The organism is Pseudomonas sp. G34, assembly GCF_031119625.1.
Lineage (GTDB): Bacteria > Pseudomonadota > Gammaproteobacteria > Pseudomonadales > Pseudomonadaceae > Aquipseudomonas.
The window spans coordinates 41612-66883 of the sequence record NZ_JAVHZV010000027.1; the positions used below are offsets into that span (position 1 = coordinate 41612).

At 66.8% G+C, this 25272-nt stretch carries 21 protein-coding genes, 1 other RNA gene, 1 pseudogene and 1 riboswitch; of the genes and pseudogenes, 17 read left to right on the plus strand and 6 right to left on the minus strand.

The window, feature by feature from the left end; genetic code table 11:
• Positions 1-85 precede the first annotated feature (85 nt).
• Together QYS36_RS16965 and QYS36_RS16970 are read left to right on the plus strand one after the other, a co-directional pair.
• Complete coding sequence (locus tag QYS36_RS16965; RefSeq protein ID WP_308840602.1) at positions 86-1465, plus strand: sodium:solute symporter; 1380 nt, start codon at positions 86-88, stop codon at positions 1463-1465.
• A gap of 64 nt (positions 1466-1529) precedes the next feature.
• Positions 1530-3131, plus strand: a complete 1602-nt coding sequence (locus tag QYS36_RS16970; RefSeq protein WP_308840603.1) for a 5-guanidino-2-oxopentanoate decarboxylase — start codon at positions 1530-1532, stop codon at positions 3129-3131.
• A 17-nt stretch (positions 3132-3148) separates the two neighbouring features.
• Here QYS36_RS16970 and hrpB read toward each other — a convergent pair whose 3' ends face one another.
• The gene (hrpB, locus tag QYS36_RS16975) at positions 3149-5683 is read right to left on the minus strand and encodes an ATP-dependent helicase HrpB (protein WP_308840604.1); all 2535 of its coding nucleotides are present in this window, start codon (positions 5681-5683) and stop codon (positions 3149-3151) included.
• A gap of 150 nt (positions 5684-5833) precedes the next feature.
• Between hrpB and QYS36_RS16980 the strand changes: the two genes are divergently transcribed.
• The 5 genes from QYS36_RS16980 to QYS36_RS17000 all read left to right on the plus strand — a co-directional run bounded on the left by QYS36_RS16980 (position 5834) and on the right by QYS36_RS17000 (position 8818).
• On the plus strand, positions 5834-6253 hold the full coding sequence (locus QYS36_RS16980) for a polyribonucleotide nucleotidyltransferase (protein ID WP_308840605.1): 420 nt from the start codon (positions 5834-5836) through the stop codon (positions 6251-6253).
• Between the two features lie 61 nt (positions 6254-6314).
• The gene (locus QYS36_RS16985; RefSeq protein ID WP_308840606.1) at positions 6315-7199 is read left to right on the plus strand and encodes a cation diffusion facilitator family transporter; all 885 of its coding nucleotides are present in this window, start codon (positions 6315-6317) and stop codon (positions 7197-7199) included.
• A 155-nt stretch (positions 7200-7354) separates the two neighbouring features.
• Entirely contained in the window at positions 7355-7630 is a 276-nt protein-coding gene (locus QYS36_RS16990) for a hypothetical protein (RefSeq protein ID WP_308840607.1), read from the plus strand.
• A 105-nt stretch (positions 7631-7735) separates the two neighbouring features.
• Positions 7736-8127: a transfer-messenger RNA gene (gene ssrA / locus QYS36_RS16995) on the plus strand.
• 142 nt (positions 8128-8269) lie between these two features.
• Positions 8270-8818 carry a hypothetical protein gene (locus tag QYS36_RS17000; RefSeq protein WP_308840608.1) on the plus strand — a complete coding sequence of 183 codons (549 nt, stop codon included), beginning with the start codon at positions 8270-8272 and terminating at the stop codon, positions 8816-8818.
• Between the two features lie 456 nt (positions 8819-9274).
• Here the strand turns inward: QYS36_RS17000 and QYS36_RS17005 are convergent, their stop codons facing one another.
• Entirely contained in the window at positions 9275-9895 is a 621-nt protein-coding gene (locus QYS36_RS17005) for a trimeric intracellular cation channel family protein (RefSeq protein WP_308840609.1), read from the minus strand.
• Positions 9896-10015: 120 nt separating this feature from the next.
• Positions 10016-10105, minus strand: a riboswitch (glycine riboswitch).
• A gap of 193 nt (positions 10106-10298) precedes the next feature.
• A complete protein-coding gene (locus tag QYS36_RS17010) occupies positions 10299-11360 on the minus strand; it encodes an acyltransferase (protein ID WP_308840610.1) in 1062 nt (353 codons plus the stop codon).
• Between the two features lie 410 nt (positions 11361-11770).
• Between QYS36_RS17010 and QYS36_RS17015 the strand changes: the two are divergent.
• The 8 genes and pseudogenes from QYS36_RS17015 to QYS36_RS17050 all read left to right on the plus strand — a co-directional run bounded on the left by QYS36_RS17015 (position 11771) and on the right by QYS36_RS17050 (position 20494).
• Positions 11771-13181 (plus strand): annotated as a pseudogene (locus QYS36_RS17015) (purine-cytosine permease family protein).
• A 78-nt stretch (positions 13182-13259) separates the two neighbouring features.
• On the plus strand, positions 13260-14228 hold the full coding sequence (locus QYS36_RS17020) for a carbon-nitrogen hydrolase family protein (RefSeq protein WP_308840612.1): 969 nt from the start codon (positions 13260-13262) through the stop codon (positions 14226-14228).
• A gap of 61 nt (positions 14229-14289) precedes the next feature.
• Positions 14290-14679 (plus strand): hypothetical protein, encoded by a 390-nt coding sequence (locus QYS36_RS17025; protein ID WP_308840613.1) that lies wholly within the window; start codon positions 14290-14292, stop codon positions 14677-14679.
• Between the two features lie 74 nt (positions 14680-14753).
• Complete coding sequence (locus QYS36_RS17030) at positions 14754-15668, plus strand: LysR family transcriptional regulator (protein ID WP_308840614.1); 915 nt, start codon at positions 14754-14756, stop codon at positions 15666-15668.
• Between the two features lie 140 nt (positions 15669-15808).
• Positions 15809-17350: an ABC transporter substrate-binding protein gene (locus QYS36_RS17035; RefSeq protein WP_308840615.1), complete on the plus strand. Its 1542-nt coding sequence runs from the start codon at positions 15809-15811 to the stop codon at positions 17348-17350.
• On the plus strand, positions 17347-18282 hold the full coding sequence (locus QYS36_RS17040) for an ABC transporter permease (protein WP_308840616.1): 936 nt from the start codon (positions 17347-17349) through the stop codon (positions 18280-18282). Before QYS36_RS17035 ends, QYS36_RS17040 begins: the two co-directional genes overlap by 4 nt.
• Positions 18279-19100 carry an ABC transporter permease gene (locus QYS36_RS17045; RefSeq protein WP_308840617.1) on the plus strand — a complete coding sequence of 274 codons (822 nt, stop codon included), beginning with the start codon at positions 18279-18281 and terminating at the stop codon, positions 19098-19100. Before QYS36_RS17040 ends, QYS36_RS17045 begins: the two co-directional genes overlap by 4 nt.
• Complete coding sequence (locus QYS36_RS17050; RefSeq protein WP_308840618.1) at positions 19097-20494, plus strand: ATP-binding cassette domain-containing protein; 1398 nt, start codon at positions 19097-19099, stop codon at positions 20492-20494. Before QYS36_RS17045 ends, QYS36_RS17050 begins: the two co-directional genes overlap by 4 nt.
• Positions 20495-20515: 21 nt before the next feature.
• Here the strand turns inward: QYS36_RS17050 and QYS36_RS17055 are convergent, their stop codons facing one another.
• Positions 20516-21223, minus strand: coding sequence for a tRNA (adenine(22)-N(1))-methyltransferase TrmK (locus tag QYS36_RS17055; RefSeq protein ID WP_308840619.1), 708 nt, complete (start codon positions 21221-21223; stop codon positions 20516-20518).
• 107 nt (positions 21224-21330) lie between these two features.
• Positions 21331-21858: an SDR family NAD(P)-dependent oxidoreductase gene (locus QYS36_RS17060; protein WP_308840620.1), complete on the minus strand. Its 528-nt coding sequence runs from the start codon at positions 21856-21858 to the stop codon at positions 21331-21333.
• Positions 21859-22054: 196 nt separating this feature from the next.
• Here QYS36_RS17060 and QYS36_RS17065 point away from each other — a divergent pair, with 196 nt between their 5' ends.
• Both QYS36_RS17065 and QYS36_RS17070 read left to right on the plus strand, forming a co-directional pair.
• Positions 22055-22729, plus strand: coding sequence for a response regulator transcription factor (locus tag QYS36_RS17065; RefSeq protein ID WP_308840621.1), 675 nt, complete (start codon positions 22055-22057; stop codon positions 22727-22729).
• Positions 22726-24063: a HAMP domain-containing sensor histidine kinase gene (locus QYS36_RS17070; protein ID WP_308840622.1), complete on the plus strand. Its 1338-nt coding sequence runs from the start codon at positions 22726-22728 to the stop codon at positions 24061-24063. Before QYS36_RS17065 ends, QYS36_RS17070 begins: the two co-directional genes overlap by 4 nt.
• A 12-nt stretch (positions 24064-24075) precedes the next feature.
• Here QYS36_RS17070 and QYS36_RS17075 read toward each other — a convergent pair whose 3' ends face one another.
• Positions 24076-25257 carry an MFS transporter gene (locus QYS36_RS17075; protein WP_308840623.1) on the minus strand — a complete coding sequence of 394 codons (1182 nt, stop codon included), beginning with the start codon at positions 25255-25257 and terminating at the stop codon, positions 24076-24078.
• Positions 25258-25272 lie beyond the last annotated feature (15 nt).

Below are 25272 nucleotides of genomic sequence, written 5' to 3' on the forward strand. Positions count from 1 at the left end.
TACCCGACGGCTGCCGGGGGTGAATAACAAGGTCGGCGCCATGGCGCCAGCCTGACAAGAATCGTGACAGGCGCTGGAGAAACACATGATCCTGGATATATCCGTAGTGCTGATTTACGCCGCCGGCATGCTGCTGCTCGGCTGGTATGGCATGCGCCGCGCGCGCAGCCAGGAAGATTACCTGGTGGCCGGTCGCAACCTCGGCCCGGCCTTCTACATGGGCACCATGGCCGCCACCGTGCTCGGCGGTGCCGCCACCGTCGGCACCGTGCGCCTGGGTTACGTGCATGGCATTTCCGGGTTGTGGCTGTGCGCCGCGCTGGGCGCCGGCATCATCGTGCTCAACCTGTTTCTGGCCAAGCCGCTGCTCAAGCTGCGCATCTTTACCGTCACCCAGATCCTCGAGCGGCGCTACACACCGGCAGCACGCCAGGCCAGCGCAGTGGTGATGTTCGCCTACGCGCTGATGATTTCCGTGGTGTCGGTGCTGGCCAGCGGCACCGTGCTGCAGGTGCTGTTCGACCTGCCGTTCTGGCTCGCCATCCTGCTGGCCGGCGGCGTGGTGGTGGTGTATTCGAGCATCGGCGGCATGTGGTCGCTGAGCCTCACCGACATCGTGCAGTTCGCGATCAAGACGGTCGGCCTGATGTTCGTGCTGCTGCCCATCTGCCTGTACCGCGTCGGCGGCTGGGACGCCCTGGCGGCCAAACTGCCGGATACCGCCTTCAGCCTGACCACCATCGGCTACGACACCATCCTCACCTACTTCCTGATCTACTTCTTCGGCATCCTCATCGGCCAGGACATCTGGCAACGGGTGTTCACCGCGCGCAGCGAGCGCGTGGCCCGGGTGGCCGGCAGCCTGGCTGGGGTGTACTGCGTGCTCTACGGGCTGGTCGGTGCGCTGATCGGCATGTGCGCCAAGGTGCTGCTGCCTGACCTGGCCAACGCCAACAACGCCTTCGCCTCGATCGTGCAGAGCGCCCTGCCCGATGGCATTCGCGGCCTGGTGATCGCCGCCGCCCTGGCCGCGATGATGTCCACCGCCAGCGCCGGCCTGCTCGCCGCTTCGACCACGGTGACCGAAGACCTGCTGCCCAAGCTGCGCGGCGGTCGCCCGTCGAGCCTCGGCACGGCACGCCTGTTCACCCTGCTCACCGGCCTGCTGGTGCTGGCGATCTCCCTGGTGGTCAACGACGTGATCGGCGCGCTGACCCTGGCCTACAACCTGCTGGTGGGCGGCATCCTGATCCCCATCCTGGGCGCCATCTACTGGAAGCGCGCCACCACCACCGGCGCCATTGCCAGCATGGCGCTGGGCTGCGCCACGGCCCTGGCATTCATGTTCAAGGATGGCCTGGAAGCCAATACGCCGATCTACTACAGCCTGATGGTCGGCCTGCTGGCCTTCGTCATCGGCAGCCTGCTGACCCGCCCCCAGGCGCGGGCCGCCAGCCTCGCCTGAGCCACCACCGTAAAGGTGCCGGCGCTGCTGCCGGCACCGCCAGATCCATCACCAGGGAGCCAGCATGACCACCTGCGGTGAATTTCTCGTCAAACAGTTGCAGGCCTGGGGCGTCGACACCGTGTTCGGCATTCCCGGCGTGCACACCATCGAGCTGTACCGCGGCCTGCCGGGCAGCGGCATCCGCCATGTCACCCCGCGCCACGAGCAGGGCGCCGGCTTCATGGCCGACGGCTATGCACGTGTCTCCGGCAAGCCCGGCGTGTGTTTCATCATCACCGGGCCGGGCATGACCAATATCGCCACGGCCATGGGCCAGGCCTACGCCGATTCGATTCCGATGCTGGTGATCTCCAGCGTCAACGAGCGCGAACGCCTGGGCCGCGGTAACGGCTACCTGCACGAGTTGCCGGACCAGCGCGCCCTGGTGGCCGGGGTGGCGGCCTTCAGCCATACGCTGATGAGCGTCGACGAATTGCCCGAGGTGCTGGCCCGCGCCTTCGCGGTGTTCGATGGCCAGCGGCCACGGCCGGTGCATATCGAACTGCCGCTGGACGTGATCACCGCCCCCGCCGACCACCTGCGCGTGCAACCCCGACTGATCGCCCCGCGCCCTGCCCCACAGGCCGCATTGATCCAGCAGGCGGCGCAGCGCCTGCGCCAGGCCCAGCGCCCACTGCTGCTGATCGGCGGTGGCTGCGTGGCGCAGCCCGAGGCGGTGCGCCGCCTGGCCGAGGCGCTGGATGCGCCAACCGCACTGACCATCAACGCCAAGGGCCTGCTGCCGGCCGTCCACCCGCTGCTGATTGGCAGCAACCAGTCGCTGCCGCCGGTACGCAGGCTGGCACTGGAAGCCGACCTGGTGCTGGCGATCGGCACCGAGCTGGGCGAGACCGATTACGACGTGGTGTTCGACGGCAACTTCAAGATCGGCGGCGCGCTGATCCGCATCGATATCGACGCCGAGCAGTTGCAACGCAATCACCCACCGACCTTGGCCATCCACAGCGATGCCGGCCTGGCCATCGAGGCGGTGCTGGGTGAATTGCCACGACGCGCCTGCATTGGGCAAAGCCCGGGGGCTGAACGGGCCGATGCGGTTCGCCAGCAACTGACCGAGGAGTTCGAAGGCTGGGCTCACTATCGCCGGCTGTTCGACTGCATCCTCGAAGTGCTGCCCGAGGCGCGCTTCGTCGGCGACTCGACGCAGACCGTGTACAGCGGCAACCACCTGGTCGAGCTGGACGGCCCGCGCCGCTGGTTCAATGCCTCCACCGGCTACGGCACTTTGGGCTATGGCCTGCCGGCGGCGATTGGCGCCCGGCTGGCGGAGCCGACGCGCCCGGTGATCAGCCTGATGGGCGACGGCGGCATCCAGTTCACCCTGCCGGAGCTGGCCAGCGCCGTGGAAGCGCGGGCCGGCATCATCGTGCTGCTGTGGAACAACCAGGGCTACGGCGAGATCAAGCGCTACATGCAGCGCCGCGATATCACCCCGCTGGGCGTGGACATCTATACCCCGGATTTTTTGACCATCGCCCGCGGCTTCGGCTGCCTGGCCGAACGCGCCCGTGACCACGCGCACCTGCAAACCCTGCTGCGTGAGGCACCGGGGGACCGACCGCTGCTGATCGAACTGGCCGAAGCGCCGCCGTTCGCACCGTAAAAGCACGGCGCGGGCCGCTACTTGCGCGGTTTGGCCCGCGCCGTGGGCTCGGCGATTAATGGATCGTCGGGCCAGTAGTGCTTGGGGTAACGGCCCTTCAAATCCTTCTTCACCTCGGCGTAGGTGGTGCGCCAGAAGTTGGCCAGGTCCTGGGTCACCTGCACCGGGCGCCGCGCCGGCGACAACAAGTGCAGCAGCACCTGTTGCCGGCCATTGGCGATGCGCGGCGTTTCGGCCAGGCCGAACAGTTCCTGCAGGCGCACCGCCAATACCGGCGGGTGCTCGCTGTAATCCAGGCCGATGCGCGAGCCGGACGGCACCGCGATGCTGCGCGGCGCCCATTCCTCCAGGCGCTGGGGCAGCGGCCAGGGCAACAGGGTCTGCAACATCGCGTGCAGGTCGAGATTGGCGAAGTGGCTCAGCCGGGTGACCTTGCCCAGGTAGGGCGCCAGCCAGGTTTCCAGGCTGGCCAGCAGCGCGGCATCGCAGACATCCGGCCACTCGCTGCTCGCCTGGTTGTGGAGATCCAGCCCGCGCAGCAACATCACCCGCGCCTGCCACTGGCGCAACTCCGGCGTCCACGGCAGCAGCGCCAGGCCCCTGCGCCGCACCAGCCCGAGCAGCGCGGTAGTGCGCGCCTCGGCATCCAGCCCCGGCAATGCCTCGCTGCTGAGCACCAGGTCACCGACCTTGCGCTGCCGCTCGGCGCGCAGCACGCCTTCGCGCTCATCCCATTCGAGCAGATCCAGGCTGCTTACCTGTTCGGCCAGCACCGAGTCGAACAACGCCGGCTCCAGCTCGGCGGCGAGGTAGATGCGTTCCTCACGCTGGCCCTGGCGGCTGCCCAGGTCGGCGACCACCAGCCAGGGGTACTTCATCAGCGCATCGGCTTCGCTGAACTGCGCGGCACGGCCATTGGCCAGGCGATATTCGGCGCCGCCTTCGCGGCGCTGGCGGGCGATGCGATCCGGGTAGGCGAAGGCCAGCAGTGCGCCCAGCCAGCGGCCGTGCTCGGGATCACTCACCGGCTCGCTGACCGGCACCCGGCGCAGATAACCCTGGAACTGCTTGGCCAGTTGCCGTGCGCGCTGCACGCCGCCATTGGCGCCGCGTGTCGCCCGGCTCTCGCCCGCCAGCAACGCCAGGCGACTGTGCAGATCGGCACCGCCGCCTCGTTGTATGTCGCGCTCCCCCAGCAGAGCCGCCAGGTCACAGGCCAACTCACCGAGGCCCAGGGCCTGCCCGCGCAGCAGCAGATGGGCGATACGCGGATGGGCCGGCAGCTCGGCCATGGCCTGGCCGTGAGCCGTCAGTACACCGCGCTCGTCGAGCGCGCCAAGGCGCTGCAGCAGGTCGCGGGCCTGGGCATAGGCTGCGGCAGGCGGCGGGTCGAGCCAGACCAGCTCGTCCACCTCGACGCCCCAGCGCGCCAATTGCAGTGCCAGGCCCGCCAGGTCGGCCTGGAGAATTTCCGCTGAGGAATAGGCAGGCAACTGTTCATGTTGCGCCTGGGACCATAGCCGGTAGCACGCACCCGGCTGCAGGCGCCCGGCGCGGCCGGCGCGCTGGGTGGCCGAGGCGCGGGAGATGCGCGCGGTATCCAGGCGCGTCATGCCGCTGCCTGGGTCGAAACGCGGCACCCGCGCCAGGCCGGCGTCGACCACCACGCGCACGCCGTCGATGGTCAGGCTGGTCTCGGCGATGTTGGTGGCCAGCACCACCTTGCGCAGCCCGGCCGGCGCCGGCTCGATGGCCGCGCGCTGGGCCGACAGCTCCAGCTCGCCATGCAGCGGGCAGATGCGCACGTCGCTGCGCCCGCCCAGGGCTTGCTCCAGCTGCTCGGCCACCCGGCGAATCTCCGCCTGGCCAGGCAGGAACACCAGCAGGCTGCCGGGCTCGTCGTCCAGTGCCTGCAGTACCGTCTGCAGCACCCGCGGCTCCAGCCACTCGCCGGCCTGCCAGGGGGCACCCCAACGAATATCCACCGGGAACATGCGCCCCTCGCTGCGCAGCACCGGCGCGTCGTCGAGCAGCCCGGCCAGGCGTTCGCCTTCCAGGGTTGCGGACATCAGCAACACCTTGAGCGGCGCCTCGCCACTGCCTTCACCACGAAACATCGCCCGGCCATTGAGGGTCAGCGCCAGGGCCAGGTCGGCATCCAGGCTGCGCTCGTGGAATTCGTCGAAGATCACCAACCCGACGCCGTCCAGCGCCGGGTCGTCCTGCAGGCGCCGGGCGAGAATGCCCTCGGTGACCACCTCGATGCGCGTGTTCGGCCCCACCTTGCTGTCCAGGCGGATGCGGTAGCCCACCGTCTCGCCGACCTTCTCCCCCAGCTCGCTGGCCAGCCGCTCGGCAGCGGCGCGGGCCGCCAGGCGCCGCGGTTCGAGCATGATGACGCGCTGCCCGGCCAGCCACGGCGCGTCGAGCACGGCCAACGGCACACGGGTGGTCTTGCCGGCGCCGGGCGGCGCTTCGAGCACCACTTCATCACGCTCGGCCAGGGCGCGGCGGAGGTCGGGCAGCAGGGAATCGATCGGCAGGCTGTTCATCGGGGCTCCAGTTCAGGCCGGCGATTATACGGCGAACCGCGCCCGCCTTCGCCCGGTCATATGCCGTCGAAAGCTGCCTGTTGCTGCGCCGTAGCAGCTTTGCCATGCTCGCCTTGCTATAGTGGCGTCCACTTTTCCTGGAGGTGCTCGATGCGCACGAAATCCCGCGTTATCGGCGGCGTTCTCGCCGTTACATTGGTCACTCAACTGTCCGCCTGCGGCACCATCTTCTTTCCCGATCGCCGCGGCCAGATCGAAGGCCGTATCGACCCCCTCGTCGCCGGCCTGAACGCCATCGGCATTCTCTTCTACGTGATCCCCGGCCTGATCGCCTTTGGCGTCGACTTCGCCACCGGCGCGATCTACCTGCCAGGCGGCCTCAACGCCCAGGTCGACCCGCAATCGCTCAAGGACGTGGTGGATGCCGACGGCAAGGTCGACACTGCCAAGCTCAAGGCGCTGATCGAAACCCAGACCGGCCACAGCCTGCCACTCGACGACCCGCGCCTGATCCAGCACAGCGGCAGCACCGAGCAACTGGCAGCCTATGGCCTGCGTCCTGCCGCCTGATTGACCCGCGCAGCCCGTCAGCGATGATGGGCTCACCCCTGCCGCACGCCATGGATCGCCCATGACCCTCGACCGCCAGCACGCCCGCCTGATGCGCCAGGCCACCGCCGCCGCACTCTGCGTGGCGCTGACCCTGGTGCTGTGCAAGGCCGTGGCCTGGTGGGCCAGCGGCTCGGTCAGTTTGCTGGCCGGCCTCACCGATTCACTGCTCGACAGCGCCGCCTCGCTGCTCAACCTGATCGCCGTGAACATCGCCCTGCGCCCCGCCGACGACGATCACCGTTACGGCCACGGCAAGGCCGAAGCACTGGCCGGCATGGGCCAGGCGCTGTTCATTGGCGCCAGTGCGATACTCGTCGCGGTGCAGGGCTTCGAGCGCCTGCGCCAGCCGGAACCACTGACCGCCCAGGCCCTGGGTATCGCGGTAATGCTGCTGTCCATGCTGCTGACCGTCGCCCTGCTGCTGTTCCAGCATCACGTGGTGCGCCAGACCGGCTCCACGGCGATCCGTGCCGACTCGCTGCACTACCGCTCCGACCTGCTGCTCAACGGCGGCATCCTCCTCGCCCTGCTACTCGCCTACCTGGGCTGGCAACGGGGCGACGCACTGTTCGCCATCGGCATCGCCGCCTACATCCTGTGGAGCGCAGTGAGCATCGGCCGCCAGTCGGTCAGCGTATTGATGGACCAGGAACTGGCCCCTGACGTGAGCACGCGCATGAGCGAGCTGGCTTGCGCGGTGCCCGGGGTCATCGGCATCCACGACCTGCGCACGCGCCTCTCCGGCACCCGCTGGTTCGTGCAGTTGCACGTCGATCTGCCAGGTAGCCTCAGCCTCAACCAGGCCCACGCCCTGTGCGAGCAGGTGGAGGCTGCCATCCGCGGCGAATTCGCCCAGGCCGAGGTGCTGGTGCATGCCGACCCGGTCGACGCCGCACCGTTTTGAGGCAGGCGATACGCCACCAGAAAAACACTGAACCGCCATCGCGAAAGGCCAGTCAGCTTCAGTAAGCCCAAATGATTTGGGTTGCTCGCTCCCGGCTCTCCTCACCCTCAACCAGGGCGGCACCGGGGCTCAATTCGTGATGAGAGGATTACCACATGAAGCGCGTATCCATGTTCGTCATTGCCGCCGTTCTGGCTGCACCCGCCTTCGCAGCCGATGACCTGTGCACCGTCAACCTGCAGAAACTCGACAATGCCGTGGCGACCAAGGCCACCCTGCCCGAGCCGCTCAAGCAGCAGGTTACGGAAGCCAAGAAGAAAGCCACCGACGCCCAGGCTGCCGGCGACCTGGAATCCTGCGGCACCTACGCCCAGGAAGCCCTGCAGATGCTCGACGCCCCGGGTGACGACGGCAGCGGCGCGACCCGCTAATTGCCCGTCAGGCCGGCCCCGCTGCCGGCCTGATTGCAGCCTGCAGCGTACGTCCGGGTCGACGCCACCGACCCTTTTGGCGTATACTGCAGGTCTTGCAGTTTCGGGGCCGATTAGGATTCGACGCCGGTAGCGAAGCTCGAGGTGCATGCCGACTTGGTAACAGAAGTCGTAAATCCACTGTTGCAACTTTCTATAGTTGCCAATGACGAAAACTACGAGGGCTACGCTCTCGCTGCGTAAGCGGCGCGACTAGTCCTTCTGGTAGCTTCGGCTCCAGCGATCACTAGAGGATGCCTGTAAACTCGAAGTGATTGTCATGCAGAACAGGATCGCCGCGTAGTACGTTGTGGACGAAGTGGCTAAAACTTACACAACTCGCCCAAAGCACCCTGCCCGTCGGGCGGCTGAGGGTTAACTCAATAGACACGGCTAAGCATGTAGTACCGACAGTGGAGAACTGGCGGACGGGGGTTCAAATCCCCCCGGCTCCACCAAACCAGAACCCCTGATTTCCTAGCGGAAGTCAGGGGTTTTTCTTTGCGTGTAGGAAAGTCGACAGGCTGAACATTGGATGCTACATCTGGTAATTTGCAGGGTTCCTACCGCTGGCCGTTAACACTCGAAAAAGGATTTTCCATGAGAGCGTTTCTGATAGCAGGCCTGGCTTTGGCCGTCAGTGCCTGCGGCAACATTGCCAATATCCGTGCTTACTCAACCGCCTACGTGGAACCAGCCTCAGGTGATACCGCACGGTTGCGCGTTATCACCAACGGTATGGCCCGTGGCGTACCGGGCAGTGATTGCATCGACTGGCGTGTGCCCGGCGCCGGGATAATGGCCGTGGCCCAATCCGGCTTTGCCGACCAGAACAACGGCCGCAGCCTGGGCATGCCCGCGAGTGGCCGCGAGGTGGGCGGGCAAGGGCTGGCGCGCAGCGAGCTGAAAGTGCCGGCAGGCAAGCCTTTCGCCATGAACTTCCAGAGCACTGGCTACATCTCGGGTGGCTATTCCTATAGCTGCCAGCAAAGCTTTCGCTTCACCCCGAAGGCGGGCCAGGACTATGAGCTGATCCTGTTGGATAGCGGAATGTGCGTGATCGGCCTGCAGCGCTTAGGCTCTGCTGGGAAAGCTGAGAACGAGCCTGTTGAGAAGGCAGGTCTCTGTAGCGCACTGGATGCCTTTTAGTCTGGTAAGGCGCGTTCATCATCGCGAATGACTACTTTGGCCGATTTCTGCGCTGCCCAGCCTGGTCATCGGTTTTCAGCAACCTACAAGCCGAGCTAACAGGTAGCGCTATAAAAACAAATCTTTTCCCTTTTCATCCTCGTCCCCTTTTCATGGCTAATGATCCTGGCCTCAAGCTCAGCAGAGACAGGAACTGATCACACCCTGCCGCTTTTGGTGCCACTGAGGCTAATCACCCGGTTACGCACCGAATGCGGCTTGAGCTTTTCCGCCTCAGACCATCGAGCAGCAGTGGCCAAACAGATCAACACGATAATTTCGACGTGTGGGTTGTCGCAGCCCGACCGGAGCCTGTCGCCGCTCTGCTATCGGTCATTGGTCAGTCAGGACAATTCACATTTCTGTCGAGGTTCTTTGGTCTTCCCAGTTGGCGGTGCTCACGCCGCTGATCTGGCGCTACTTGTCCCAGCGACTTGGCTCATAGGAGAAAACCGGAAGGGATAGCGACCAACGAATGGCTGCCAGGCGCAAGCTTAGGCCGGCCGTGAAAGAGACCAGAAGGTTGAGGTCTTCGGGTATACCAAGGTGACGTAGCCCCAGGTAGAGCAAGGCGACCATCAGTGAGACGCTGGCGTAGAGCTCTTCGCAGAGCACCAGAGGGGTTCGGTTGCAGAGAATGTCGCGCAGAATGCCGCCGAATATGCCCGTGGTGATCCCGGCTATGACGATCACAGGCAGGGAGTATCCGAGCTCTAGAGCGACGTTGCAGCCGATTACCGTGAAGGCGATCAGGCCCATGGCGTCGAGCAAGAGAAAAAGCCGGTGTAGCCGATGTACCAGGCGGGCGATGTAGATAGTGAGCAGGCCTGCACAGATGGTCAGGTAGATGTAGGGCGGGTGCTGCGTCCAGGTAACGGGGTAATTACCCAGCAGCAGATCCCTGACGGTTCCGCCACCAAGAGCGGTAATAAAGGCGATCAGGCTAACCCCGAACATATCCAGTTTACGACGGCCTGCGGCGAGCGCCCCGGACATGGCTTCGGCGGTGATTGCGATCAAATAGACGTAGAGAAGCACACAGAACTCCTGCGTTCGGATGCCTCTCCCTCTGTCCTGCGTACCTGAGAGTTTGAGCAGCGCCTGGCTGCTTGCCCCTTCGGTGGGCTGCGCGTGGCAGCCTCTCTCCAGTTGGCGTTTATGGATTCCGCAGTGCTGGGCCTGAGCGATTATGGGAGTTTGCGCCTTCGGCGGATGGCCATGTGACCACCTCTCTCCTGCGGAGCGGCGAGTCTAAGCGATATCACAGGCGCCTACCAACGCCTCGCGGGAGCTCAGGTGCTCGCAAGCATCTTCACTGGATATCAGAGCCGAACGGCCGCGATCGGGCTCAGGACCAGACACCATTTTGATGGCCGTGTCAGGCGTTACAGGTCTCTCAGCCTGATAACGCCTGTTGGCACAACGCAGTTCGATCACATCGTCAGGCGGTGGCCTTCTTCTGTAACGGCGCGGTCGCGCGGTTGACCCGCGTTTTGGCGCCGAAAAAGGCCACGCTGAGAAAGTGCAGCGCGCTGATCCGCTCCAGCACCAGCTTGAATGCCACCGGCATGAACAGCCCCAGCAGCATGCTGACGGTGAAGACCAGCCAGGCCTCGTGCACCTGCAGCTTGTTCAGCATGATGCGCGCACCTGCCGTGCCGAAGACGTGGAACAGGTAGATCTCGAAGGCGAAGTAGCCCAGCCAGGCCAGCGGTTTGAAGTAGAAGCGGCGAGCGACCAACAGGCTGATAGCCGCCAGGCCCAGGGCGGTGCCGACCACGGCCAGGTCGGTCTCGTCGAGATGGACCAGCGCGAATAGATAGGCCTGGTCGATGCACGTCAGGATCGCCAGCGCCACGGCCATGGTGATCACGCTGCTACGGGTGATCAGTCGCTCGCTGAAGCGGTAGAGCCCCAGACCCAGCAGGAAAAACGGGAACAGCTCTACTGCCCTGTCGAGGCTGAACAGGTTCGGAAAACTCTCCGACGCGAAGGACGCCGCCAATGCCACCGCGAACACCAGGCCATAGTTGCGCAGGCTCAGCAACAGGCCGGCTTTCTCCAGCAGGGAGATCACCACGAAGATGCAGAAGATCGACTGCAGGAACCAGAAGTGCGCGTAGCTGAACAAGTAGATGCTGAAAATATCGGTGAGCTGCGGCTTGTCGTTGGTGTTGGGTACGACCATCTGCAAGACGAAGAACAGCGTCGAGACCGTCAATAGCGGTATGCCGATGCGTTTGAACTTGCCTCTGTAGAAGCGCGAGAGATCACTGCCGGTGTGCAACGGACGCAGTGCATAGACGTAGCCGGAGATGGCGGTGAACAGCGGCATGCGGATGTAAACGAGGGAGTCGTAGAGGTAGCGCAGCACGGAGTCGTCGGGCACCTTCATGCCCAGGTCGGACGAACTGCCGATGACATGGCCCGCTACCATCAGGAACAGTGCCAGTCCGCGAATCGTCTCTATTCGCAGATCTTTTACGGGCGTGGTGTTGGTCATGCTGAGTCCTCTGTACTAGCTAAGCGAGACAGCGTTTCCACGGATATGGGGAACGGATGCTGGCGGATCAGGCCATCTGAGCCCGGTGAGCTTCGACTAGTTCATTGGCCGCCTTGCGATAGCGCCGCCAAGGGACAGCCACGGAAGAGAACAGATTTATTTTTTTAATCGCCACCTTCGTCCGTTTCAGTAAAGGTTTGCTGTGGGTGCCATTCGCGTAGCCTCCTGTTGTAACGCCAGTGCCCGGCGAGCCACTCCAGAACACTTCCACTTTCCCGAAAGTCAGCTTCAGAAACCCGGAATTTACAGCCCTCCAGCGCGCGCCCAATACTCAGCCGGCCTGCGCTGGCATGGGCTTAGCCCGCGGCGCCAAGGCCTCCAGATAAGCGCATAACAACAAGAGGCGCCCTATGAACACGCCGAGCAATGCCGGACGCGAGCTGCCCCGGCTCGAAGTTCGCTCGATCGATTACGTGCCGTGAAGAACGCCATGGAAAGATCTGGCACCAGGGGCCGTTCTGGTTCACTGGCAACTTCGTTTTCCTGACCATGATGGTCGGCTTCACCGGCCCGAGCATGGGGCTCGGCATGCTGTGGAGCATGCTCGCGGTGGCGCTCGGTGCCTGTTTCGGCACCATCTTCATGGCGCTGCATGCCAACCAGGGGCCGAAGATGGGCCTGCCGCAGATGATCCAGTCGCGGGCGCAGTTCGGCAGCCGCGGCGCCATCGTGCCGTTCGCGGCGACGGTGTTCGTGTATATCGGTTTTATCGTGTTCGGGGTGATTCTGGTCACCCAGGCCCTGCAGCTGGTGCTGCCCGGCAGCAAGGCGTTCTGGTACCCGGCGCTGGTGGTGCTGTCGATCATCGTCGCGGTGGTGGGTTATGACCTGCTGCATTTCGTGCAGCGCTGGCTCACCTATGTGCTGATCGCCACCTTCGCGGTGGTCACGGTGATGGCCGTTACCGCCCTGCCCGAGGCTTCGGCCGTGACGGTGGCCGCCACGCCGCATTGGGACACCACCGCGTTTCTGGTGCAGCTGTCCCTCGCCGCCGGCTACAACATCAGCTATTCGGTGTACGTGTCCGACTACTCGCGCTACCTGCCCGAGGATGCACCGAGCGGCAGGTTGATCTTCTGGACCTACCTGGGCGCGGCCGGCTCGGCGGTGTGGCTGATGTCGCTGGGGGCGGTGCTCGCCACCTACCTGCCGGGCGCCGATGGCATCGTCGCCCTGGTGACCACCGGCAACCATTTCTTCCCGGGTTTTGGCGTGTTCGTGGTGCTGGTCGGCGCCGCTGCGCAACTGTCGGTGACGGGCGTGAACTGCTACGGCGCGATGCTCACCGGCATCAGCGCGGTGGATGGTTTCCGCCCGGTACGCCCGACCCTTGGCCTGCGCGTGGCCGGGCTGACGCTGGTGGGCGTGACCTCGATCATCGTCTCGCTGTCGCTGCCCGAGGCGTACATGAGCAGCTTCAACGGCTTCGTGCTGCTGATGCTGTACTTCCTGATCCCGTGGACGGCGGTGAACCTGGTCGACTTCTATGGGGTGCGCAAGGGCCAGTATTCGATAGGCGAGATCTTCAACCCGCAGGGTATCTATGGCCGCTGGGCGTGGCAGGGCATCCTCTCCTACGCCGCCGCCTTCATCTGCATGATCCCGTTCTTCTCGCTGCCCTTCTATGTCGGCCCGGTCGCCGAGGCACTGGGCGGTGCGGACGTGGCGTTCATTCCCGGCCTGCTGATGGGCGGCGGCCTCTACTACCTGCTGGCCTTGACCGGCAGCAAGCGACCTTGCGCCGCGCCGAATCACCTCTAGCCCACTGCAGTCTTCCGCAAACCTACCCCTGAGGGCGGCCGGGCCGTCCTCGCTCACCCGCGTTTCAGGTGCATGCCCATGAACAACAAGACCGTCGCCCTTATCCAACAGCCCCCGGCCGTGCTCGACACCGCGCAATCGCTGGAACGCGCCGTGGCGCATATCGCCGAGGCCGCCGCCCGCGGTGCGCAGCTGGTGGTGTTTCCGGAAACCTGGCTGAGCGGTTACCCGGCCTGGGTGTTCGGCATGGCCGGCTGGGACGACGCCCACGCCAAGCACTGGTACCAGCGGCTGCTCGCCGACAGCCCGGTGCTCGGCGCCCACGACGATATGAACGACGGCCTGGCGCCGATGCGTGCCGCCGCCCGCGAGCACAAAGTGTGCATGGTGGTGGGCATCAACGAGCGGGCGCGCCCGCAGAGTGGTTCGCTGTTCAACTCGCTGGTGACCATCGGCGATGACGGTTGCCTGCTCAACGTGCACCGCAAACTCACGCCGACCCACACCGAGCGCAACGTCTGGGCCAATGGCGATGCCGCCGGCCTGCGCGTGGTCGATACCTCGGTCGGCCGCGTCGGCGGGCTGATCTGCTGGGAGCACTGGCACCCGCTGGCCCGCCAGGCGCTGCATGCCCAGGATGAGCAGATCCACGTCGCCGTATGGCCGGACATGCCGGAGATGCACCACATCGCCGCCCGCTCCTATGCCTTCGAGGGGCGCTGTTTCGTGCTCTGTGCCGGCCAGTACCTGACCACTGCCGACCTGCCCGCCGACCTGCTGGATGCCTATCGCCAGGGCGCCGGCGCCGAGCAATCGGTCGATGGCGTGCTGTTCGCCGGCGGCTCGGGCGTGGTCGGCCCGGACGGCCAATGGGTTGCGCCGCCGCTGGTGGGCGAAGCCGGCATCGTGCTGGCGACCCTCGACCTGGACTGCGTGGATGCCCAGCGCCATGACCTGGATGTGGCCGGCCACTACCTGCGCCCGGACGTGTTCGAGCTGCACGTCGACCGTCGCCCACGCAGCGGCATCGCACTGCGCGACAAGTGACCCATCAACGGCGCTGACGAGCCCGCCAGCGCCGCCCCATTGCATTTTTCGAAGACTCATCATGAACGACGTACTGCTCGCCACTGCCCTGTTGTCTCTCGCCCTTGGCGCCCTCTCCGGCTTCGCCGTGCTCACCTGCGTCGACTACCCGGAAAAGGCCCGGGCGCTGGGCGTGATCAACCCGATGCGCATTCGCCAGGCCCATATCGACTGGATCGTGATGGGTACGGTGATGGTCTCCACCGCCCTCGCCGTACCGGACATGCCGGGCTGGATTTACGCACTGGTACTGTTCGGCGGCGTGATCAACCCGCTGACCTTCGTGCCCATGGCCTTCTCGAAGACCGTGGACACGACCCAGGCGTTTCGCCTGGTGTCGCTGGCCTCCTTCACCTCCCTAAGTCTGGGCTTGGTGCTGGCGGCAGGGCACTTCATCAGCACCCATTTCTAACCTGCCGCACCGGGCCATCGGCAGCTGCCATAATCGGCAGGCGTTGAACACAGACTCAATGGGCGGACGACACCATGCTGGCCAACCTCTCGGATATCGATCTGAAAATGCTGCGCATCTTTTGCTCGATCGTCGAGGCGGGCGGCTTTACCGCTGCCCAGGTGCCGCTCAATACCAGCCTGCCGCGCCTGAGCGTGACGGTACGGGATCTGGAAACCCGCCTGGGATACACCCTGTGCCGGCGCGGCAAGGGCGGCTTCCAGCTGACCGAGCAAGGCGCCCAGGTGTACGCCGCCGCCCAGGAGCTGTACGCCGACATGGAGCGCTTCCGCCAGCGCCTGGTGCTGCTCAATACCCACCACCCCGAGACCCTGCGGGTCGGCAGCCTCGACAACCTGATCACCCTGCAACCGGCGCCCCTGCCCTATGCCCTCGGCAAGCTGCGCGAGGCGATCCCGGACACCCGCCTGGTACTGCAGGTGCTCACCGCCGAAGGGCTGGAACAGGCGGTGATCAATGGCGACCTGGACCTGGCCATCGGCGTGTTCGACCACCAGCTCTCGGGGCTGCATTACCTGGCGCTGTTCGACGAAGAGCAGAACCTCTATTGCGGTCAGGGCCACCCGATGTTCGGGCGCGCCGACAGCACGCTCAGCGATGCCGATATCTTCACCGCCCAGTATGTCGACCGCGGCCTGGTAGTGGAAAACCGCAAGCCGTTCACCTTTCCGTTCAACAGCGTGTCCAGCGCCTCGTCGACCGAGGCCGTCGCCTCGCTGGTCGCCTCCGGCCACTTCATCGGTTACCTGCCGACCCACTATGCCGAGGTGCTGGTGGCGCGTGGCGTGCTGCGGCCGATCTGGCCGGCGCGCTTCGGCTATCAGGCGACCTGCCACTGCATCACCCGCCAGGGCGCCACGAACAGCCGGTCGATGGAGGTCTTCATCAGCGCCCTGCGCGCGGCTGCCGCCCTCGCCTCGCACGCCTAGCTTCACCCGCTGCGGCGCAGTGCTATTCACTCTCCGCTAGACGATACAACATAACATTACTATATTAGCCGCCCCCCATTTTTCTCATTGGGCAGCGCGGCGACGCCCTGCCCTCGTCGAAACTCGCCAAGGACCTGCCCATGCATTCCAGGAACCGCCCTCGCCTCTCGCTGCTCGCCGGCGCCTTCGCCGCCTGGCTGACCCTGACATCCGCCCATGTCGCCGCCGAAGACCGCGTGTTCGACGTGGTCGCGCCGTCCGAGATCGGCGGGCTGGATCCGGCGATTTCCGGGTTTATCTTCCAGCGCATGCAGATCACCGAAACCCTGCTCGAAGCCGATGCCAAGGGCCAGCCACTGCCCGCCCTGGCCGAGCGCTGGAGCGTGGCGGGCGACGGCAAGCAGTGGACCCTGGCGATCCGCCAGGGCGTGAAGTTTCACGACGGCAGTGACCTCACCGCCGCCGTCGCCGCCCATGCCCTGGAGGCGGCGCGCAAGAAGCCCGGCATGCTGCGTGATGCGCCAATCACCGCAATCAGCGCGAATGGCAATGACGTGGTGATCACCCTCAGCAAACCCTTCAAGCCGCTGGCGGCGCTGCTGGCTCACTCGTCCACCAACATCCTCGCCAGCGCAGCTTACGATGCCGATGACAACGTCAAACAGATCATCGCCACCGGCCCCTACCGGCTGACCCTGCTGGAGCCGCCGCAGCGCCTTGCCGCCGAGCGCTTCGACGATTATTGGGGCGAAAAACCGAGCATCGGCAAGGCCACCTACCTGGGTGCCGGCCGCGGCGAAACCCGCTCGCTGATGGCCGAGAGCGGCGGCGCCGAACTGGTGTTCCAGCTCGACCCACCGAGCATCGCCCGCCTGCAGCGCAACCCCAAGGTGCAGGTGCTGATGGGCCCGGTGCCGCGCGTGCTGGTGCTGGCGGCGAATGCCGGTAGCGGTGCCACCGCGCCGGTGGAGGTGCGCCAGGCGCTGAGCCTGGCGATCAACCGCGAAGGCATTACCGCCGCCGTGCTGCGCGCTCCGGGCACCGGCGCGACGCAGATGTTCGCAAGCAGCGTGCCGGCCTGGCACGACGCCAGCCTGCCGCCACTGAAGTACGACCCGCAGGCGGCCCGCGAGCTGCTCGAGGCTCAGGGCTGGACGCCAGGCGCCGACGGCATTCTGGAAAAGGACGGGCAGCGCCTGCAGCTCAAGCTGCTGACCTACTCCGATCGCCCGGAACTGCCACTGATCGCCACCGCCCTGCAGGCGCAGCTGCGTGAGGTGGGCGTGGACGTGGAGGTGGCGGTGACCAACGCCAGCGCGATCCCCGCGGCCCACAACGACGGCACCCTGCAACTGGCCCTGTACGGGCGCAACTACGCCCTGGTGCCCGACCCGCTGCTGACCCTGATGGCCGACTTCGGCAACGGCGGCGCCGAGTGGGGCCCGCTGGGCTGGAACAACCCGCAGTTCGAGCAGACCCTGACCGCTCTGCTGGCCAGCGATGACCCGGCCGCGCAACAGCAACTGCGCAATAAGCTGATGGCCCTGGTGCAGAACGACCTGCCGCTGATTCCGGTCGCCTGGTACCGCCAGTCCATCGCCGTGTCCAGCCAGGTGGAAGGCGCCGCCATCGACCCGTTCGAGCGCACCTTCGGCCTGAGCAGCATGCGGTGGCGCCCATGATGCGCTTGCTTGGCTTTCGCCTGCTGCAGGCGGTGATGGTCGCGGTGCTGATCGGCGCCCTGACCTTTCTGCTGATGAGCCTGCTGCCCGGTGATGCGGCCTATCGCATCGCCGCTGGGCGCTACGGCTACGACATGGTCAACAGCGCCGCCGCCGAAGCGGTGCGTGCCGAGCTGGGCCTGGACCAGCCGGTGCTGTGGCGCTTCACCGCGTGGATCGGCGACCTGCTGAGCCTCGACCTGGGCAACTCGCTGGTCACCGGTCGGCCGGTGCTGGACATGGTCGCCCACGAGCTGGGCAGCTCCGTGCGCCTGGCGGTCGGCGCCGTGCTGCTGTCCTTGCTGATCGGCCCGCCGATCGGCATCTTCGCCGGGCTGCGCCCGGGCGGCGTGCTGGATCGCGGCCTGCTGCTGCTCAGCACGGTCACCCGGGCCATCCCGCACTTCGTGCTCGGGGTGATTCTGGTGCTGATCTTCTCGGTGTGGCTGATGGTGCTGCCGTCCGCCGGCCATGGCAGCTTCATCCATACCATTCTGCCGACGCTGACCCTGGCGCTGGGTCTGGCGGCGGTTTCTTCCCGGGTGGCACGGGACGCCACCGTGGCGGTGGCGTCATCCGCCTATTTCGCCTTCGGCCGCCTCAAGGGGCTGAGCGGCACCCAGGTATTCATGCGCCATGGCCTGCGCAATATCGGCGTGCCGGTGGTGACGTACTTGGGGGTACAGCTGGTGTACCTGATCGAGGGCGTGGTGGTGGTCGAGACGCTGTTCGCCTGGCCGGGCATCGGCCACGGCCTGGTGCACGCCATCGTCCAGCGCGACGTCCCCATGGTGCAGGGCACCGCCCTGGCCATGGGCCTGATGTTCGTGCTGCTGAACACCGCCGTGGACCTGCTCAACCACCTGATCGACCCGCGCCGGAGAACCGCATGAGCCTGGAAACCGCTATCGCCGAGGCGGCGCCCAGCGCGCGCACGCCCGTTCGTTTCATCGGCCTCGCCCTGCTCGCCGCGCTGGTCGCCTTCGCCGTCGGCGTGCCGCTGCTGTGGGGCGTGGACATCGCCAAGCAGGACTACAGCGCGATTCTCACCGGCATGAGTAGCGCCCACCCGCTGGGCACCGATCACCTGGGCCGCGACATGCTCGCCCGCCTGGCCGCCGCGGTGCGTTTGTCACTGGGCCTGGCGCTGATCAGCGTGGCCACTGCGGCCATTCCCGGCGTGCTGCTGGGCATCCTGGCGGCCTGGAAAGGCGGCTGGGTCGACAAGGCCCTTGGGCTGTTGGCCGAGATGTTCCTGGCCCTGCCCGGCCTGCTGCTGGTGCTGCTGATCGTGGCCATCTACCCCGGCTCGTTCCTTGCCCTGTATGGCGCGGTGGCGCTGGTGCTGTGGATCGAGTACTTCCGCATGACCCGCGCCCTGGCGCGCACCGTGCTGGCCTCGCCGGCGGTGGCCGCCTCGCAGCTGCTCGGCTTCGGCCCGGCGTACATCATCCGCCGCCACCTGCTGCCGGAACTGGCGCCCATGCTGATGACCATCGCCGCCTTCGGCGCCGCCGCAGCGATCATGGCCATCGCCGCCCTGGGCTTCGTCAGCGTCGGCGTCAAGCCGCCCACCGCCGAGCTGGGGCTGATGATCACCGAGCTGCTGCCGTACTTCGCCGAGGCACCCTCGGTGATCGCCCTGCCGATCACCGTGATCTTTCTCATCGTTCTGTCACTGCTGCTGATTGCCGGGGGGCGCAAGCCATGAAACCACTGCTGAGCACCCGCGCCCTGGCCATCCGCACCGCCACGGCGCAACTGGTCGAGCCGCTGTCCATCGAGCTGTGGCCCGGCAAGGTGCTGACCATCATCGGCGAAACCGGCTCGGGCAAGAGCCTGTTCGCCCAGGGCATAGTCGGTAACCTGCCAGCGGGCCTCTCGGCCCACGGCGAGATCGAGCTGGCCAGCGGCCTGCGCGAGCCGGGCCAGGCCAGCGGCCGGCGTGCCGCCTGGGGCCGCGAACTCGCCGTGTTGCCCCAGGAGCCCTGGCTGAGCCTGGACCCGACCATGCGCGCCCTCGACCAAGTGAGCGAAACCTACCGCTACGTGGTCGGCAAGAGTGCCCAGGCCTCGCGCCAGCAAAGCCGCCAGGACCTGGCAGGGCTGGGTATCGAGCAGGCCGAGGCGAAGTTTCCGTTCCAGCTCTCCGGCGGCATGGCCCAGCGCCTGGCGTTCGCCGCGACTCACGCCGGCGGCGCCAAGGTGATGATCGCCGACGAGCCCACCAAGGGCCTCGATGCCGCGCGCATCGGCGAAGTGATCAGCCTGCTGCAGGCGGGCATCGCCGATGGCGGCGCGCTGCTGATCATCACCCACGATATCGAGGTGGCGCGCCAGCTCGGTGGCGAGGTGATGATCATGCTCAAAGGCCGGATCATCGAGAGCGGCAGCGCCGCGCAGGTGCTCGATGCACCGACCCACGAGTACACCCGCCGCCTGCTGGATGCCGACCCGGCGCGCTGGCCGCGTCATGAACCGCTGGCGCTGCGCGGCGAGCCGGTGGTGCAGGTGCGCGACCTGGCGGTGGAGCGCGGTGAGCGCGTGCTGTTCGAGGGTTTGTCGTTCGACGCGCGCCCCGGCGAAGTGGTTGGCGTGACCGGCCCCTCCGGGTGCGGCAAGTCGACCCTGGGCGACGTCATCCTCGGCCTGATGCAGGCGCGCAGCGGCACGGTGAGCAAGCGCCGCGAGGCACCGCGCGTGGCCTTCCAGAAGCTCTACCAGGATCCGGTGGCGGCCTTCCCGCCGACCGTCACCCTGGGCCGCTGCCTGGCCGACCTGGTGAGCCTGCATCGCCTCGATGCCAGCCGTATCGACGGTCTGCTCGCCCGCCTGCGCCTCGACCGCGGCCTGCTCGACCGGCTGCCCGGCAACGTCTCCGGCGGCGAGCTGCAACGCTTCTCGCTGCTGCGCGTGCTGCTGCTCGACCCGGTGTTCATCTTCGCCGACGAACCCAGCTCGCGCCTCGACCTGATCACCCAGCAGGAGATGATCGAGTTGCTGGTGGAGACGGCCCGGGAACGCAGCACCGCGGTGCTGCTGGTCAGCCACGACGAGGCGCTGATCGAAGCGGTGGCCGACCAGCGCATTCGCCTGGGGCACTGAGCGGAGCGCTTGTGCCCGGCTTCAGGCCGGTGCACGACCGCCCGTGGCGAGCATCTCGCCGATCCAGCGCACCTGCTGCTCCAGCGCGTCATCCGCCAGGGTCCGCTGCGCGCGGGCCAGGCCAGCCAAGGTCTGTTGCTTGAGGCGCAGCAGGCGCTGCCATTTGGCGACGAACACCGGGCCGCGCGCCTGCAGCAGCAGCGGGCCGAAATACAGTTCCCGTTCGCTGTAGCGCGTCGGCTCACCCGGCTCGGCGACGATGATCTCGTAGAAGAAGCGGTTCTCCTGCAGCAGCTCCTCGTGGCAGATGCGGTAGCCGTTGTCCATCAGCCACCTGCGCAGCGGCTGCTCGCCGCCGTTGGGTTGCAGGATCAACCGTTGGTTGCCGCCAAGCCGCGCCTTGTCGCGCACGAGGATGTCGCGAATGGTCTCGCCGCCCATGCCGCAAAAGCTGATGGCGGTGATGCGGTCGCCGGGCTCGATGGCCGCCAAGCCGTCGGCCAGGCGCACGGCGATCCGCTCGCCCAGCCCATTCTCGCGCACGCTGCGTTCGACCGCGCGCAATGGCGTAAGCGCGACCTCGCCAGCCACCGCGGCGCTGATCAGGCCACGCTTCATCAGCGCGACGAGCAGGTAACCGTGGTCGGTGCCGATATCGGCAAGCCGCGCACCGGCCGGCACCTGGGCGGCGACGCGCTCAAGGCGTGCGGATAACTTGTGTGGGGTCAACGGCGGCCTCGTGATCAGCTCGCCCGCCAGGGCTTGGCAGAACGGCGGGCGATTCTGTCCGGCAATGGCCGCTCAGGCAACTGCCAATGGCGCCGAGTGCGGCGTGCTCAGCAGACGCGTTGGCCGCCGATCAAGACGCCCACGCTGAGCGTGCCCACCTGCACGCCTTCACAGGCGCGCGCCTCTTCCAGGCATTGCAGGCAGTACTGCGCATTGACGCCATGGGCACACAACAGGTTCGCCGCGCCCGCATCGAGCAGGATGGCGCCGGCCTTGCGCGAGCGCATTTCCGGCAGCAGCTCGCCGACCAGCGCGGCCAGGTTCAGGCTCAGCTCGCTGGCCTCGGCGGCGTGATCCGCCGCATTGCTGGAATCCAGGCCGTAATACATGGCGTCGATCGGCCCGACGCTGCTGCGGATCGAGCGGATCATCGCCCTGGCCTGCTCCGGCCGCGTCAGCTCGCCGGTAAAGGTGCGGGTGGCGATGCCTTCGCTTTCCAGCACGCAGGTCAACGCCTCGACGCAGTGCGCATGGTCGGCCACCAGCACCACGTCATAGCCCTGGTTGCCGTACTGGCGGGCGGCCAGCGCGCCGACGCTGTGCTGCGCCCCGAAGACCACCAAAGTTCGCTTCATGCCTCAACCCGCCCGTAAGTTGCGTGCACAGGCCCGGCGCTCCAGCTACGCCTCGTGGGCGGCAGCCGCCTTGCCTCAGCGGCCTGGTTGGCCGTTGCTATCGATGGTCACCCGGCAACATTGCCTGAACATTGCGCCGTGGTTTTGCCGGCTCCGCTACTATGTGCCGCTCCGATAACCCGCGCGGTAATGCACCTTGCGAATCCTCCTCGTCGAAGATGACCTGCCCATGGCCCAGGCCCTGCAAGAGGCACTGGGCCGGCACGGTTTGCTGGTGGACAGCGTGCACTCGCTGGCTGCGGCGGGGGCCACCTTACGGCTGAACGTGCACGATCTGCTGATTCTCGACCGCGGCCTGCCCGATGGCGATGGCGTGGGCTTCATCGCCACCGCCAGGCGGCTGTGCCCGGCGCTGCCCATCGTGCTGCTCACCGCCCGTGGCGAGATCGCCGAGCGGGTCGACGGCCTCGATCGCGGTGCCGACGATTACCTGGTCAAGCCGGTGGCCGTCGACGAACTGCTGGCCCGGGTGCGGGCGATTGCCCGGCGCCCGGCCATGATGATTCTGCCCACCGCGACGCTGGGCGCGCTGTCATTCGACTTCAGCGCCCGCGAGGCCATCGTCGACGGCCAGGCGCTGCCGCTGCCGCGCCGCCAGTTGCTGATCCTCGAGGCGCTGATCTACCGCCAGGGCCGCACGGTGCTGCGCGAGAACCTGCACGAGGCGGTGTACGGCCTGGCTGACGAGATCCAGTCCAATGCCCTGGATGCCCACGTATCGAGGCTGCGCCGGGCACTCAAGGATGCCGAGGCCGGTGTGGAGATCGCGGTGATTCGCGGCGTCGGCTACCTGATCAAGGAACACCGATGAGAAAAACCCACAACCCGTCGCTGATCAGCCGCCTGCTGTGGTCGCTGTGCATCATGCAGGTGGTGGTGCTGATGGCGGCGATTGCCGGCACCCTGTATCACATCATCGACGACCAGTTCACCTTCATGGACGATGCGGTGATCGAAGCCCTGGAGGACTCCATTGCCGTGCAGCCCCAGGGGCTGGTGTTCGAGTCCAGCGAGCCGTTGCGCCAGCTGCAGGCGGCCAACCCCGGCCTGTGGGTGGTGATCGCCGACGGCAACGGGCGCCGTAACGAACTGGGCAGCGTGCCGGGCGAGTACCGCGAGCTGGCCAATTACCTGGCGGTGCTCGGCATCTCGCAGATACGCGCGCTGCCGGAACACCGCCAGCTGACCATGCGCATCGAGGTCAGGGAAATCCAGGGCCAGCGCGTGCATATCATGGTCGGCGGCGTGGCCGACCTGAGCTTCACCAGCCTGATCGTCCAGGCCACCGGGCTGCTGAGCCCCTACTTCCTGACGCCGCTGCTGCTGTTCACCCTGCTGGCCACGCCCATCGTGGTGCTGCGCGCCATGCGCGGGGTGCGCCGGCTGGCCAGCCGCGCCGCGGCGCTGGACATCTCGCAGCCCGACGCGCACCTGCCCGAGGACTCGGTGCCGCGGGAGATCCGCCCGCTGGTCAGCGCCTTCAACGCGGCCATGGAGCGCTCCAGCAAGGCCTACCACGCCCGCGACCGCTTCCTGCGTGACGCCGCCCATGAGCTGCGCATGCCGATCGCCGTGCTGATGGCGCGCCTCGACGGTATGCCGGCGCACCCGCTCAAACCCATGCTGCAGATCGACCTGGCGCGCCTGGCCACCGTGGCCGAGCAGTTGCTCGACCTGCAACGGCTGCAGGCACCGAAGATGGAGTTCGCGCTGGTGGACCTGGTGGCCCTGGGCCGCGAGGTGATTTCCGACATCGCGCCCCTGGCCCTGGCCCGTTGCGACGACCTGGTACTGGAGGCGCCCGAGCAGCCGGTGTGGGTGCTGGGCCAGGCCAGTGCCCTGAGCCGGGTGGTCACCAACCTGCTGCAGAACGCCCTGGTGCATGGTGCCGGGGTCGGCACCGTCAGCCTGCGCATCGGCGCCGACGGCAGCGTGGCCGTGGCCGACCAGGGCCCTGGCGTGGCGCGGGAAGATCGCGAGCAGATCTTCCAGCCCTTCTACCGCGGCAAGACCGAGCAGCCCGGCCATGGCCTCGGCCTGCACCTGGTGCAGGAAATCGTCCGGGCCCACGGCGGGCGTATCACCGTCGAGGATGCCGCCGGTGGCGGCGCGGTGTTCCGGGTGCAGCTGCCCTTGTCGGCCTAGCGAGCACGGCGATCAGCTGCAGGGGCTGGCGGCCATGCGACGGCTGGCCAGCGGGCGCAGTACGCTGAGCAGGCCGAGCAGCGCGATAGCGGCGCCGACCCACAGCGGCGCACGCAGGCCATAGCCCGCTTCGATGGCCGCGCCGCCAGCCCAGCTGCCGAAGGCCAGCCCGGCGGTGATCACCGAGGTGTGCAGGGTGTTGACCAGCGCGCCGGGCTCGGCGGCCTTCATCACCCGCGCGACCATCGCCGGGTTGAGCGCCACGCCGGTCAGGCCGATGGCGATGAAGCAGCCCAGGTTGAGCCACAGCTGATCGCCCGCCAGGGCGAAGCCGCTCATCAGCAGCACCATCATGGCCAGGCCCAGGCCCAATGCGCCAAAGGTGTGGCTGTCGGCAAAACGCCCCACCAGCATGTTGCCGATCAGGTTGGCGATACCGTAGAGCGCCAGCATCGGTGCGACCTGGCCGGGCGCCAGGCCGACCTCTTCGATGAGGATTGGCGTGCAATAGCTGAAGGCCGCGAAGGTGGCGCCGATGATCAGCCCGCTGGTCAGGTAGGCGCCCCACAGGCGGCGGGTGCGCAGGGTTTTCAGCTGGTGGCCGAGCGTGGCTTCCCCGCCGGCTTCGGCGGCTGGCAGGCGCATGGCGGCCAGCAAGGTGCATACCAGCGCCAGGCCGACCACGGCCCAGGAGCTGGCGCGCCAGCCGTGGTGCTGTTCGATCCAGGCGGTCATCGGCACCCCGGCCACCGGTGACAGCATCAGCCCGGCGAGCACCACGGATACCGCCCGGCCGCGCTCTTCGCGAGCGACCATCGCCGCGCACAGGGTCATGCACAGGCCGATGCACGCGGCACTGGAGACGCCCATGATGATCCGCGCCACCGCCAGCACCGCGTAGCTCGGTGCCGCCGCCGCCAGCGCACCGGCCAGCACGTACACCGCCAGCAGGCCGACCAGCGCGTGCTTGCTGCTGATGCCGCGCGCCAGCAGCAGCAGGGTCACGGGCGGGCCGCCCAGGGCCATGCCGAGGGCGTAGAAGGCGATCAGGTTGCCGACCTCGCCCAGGCTTACCGAAAAGGCGGCGGCCAGGGCCGGCATCATGCCGGCGACCATGAATTCGGCAGTGACCAGGGAGAAGATCGTCGCACCCAGCAGGTAGATGGTGAACGGCAGTTTGGCACGAGCGGACATGGGCGACCTTGAGTC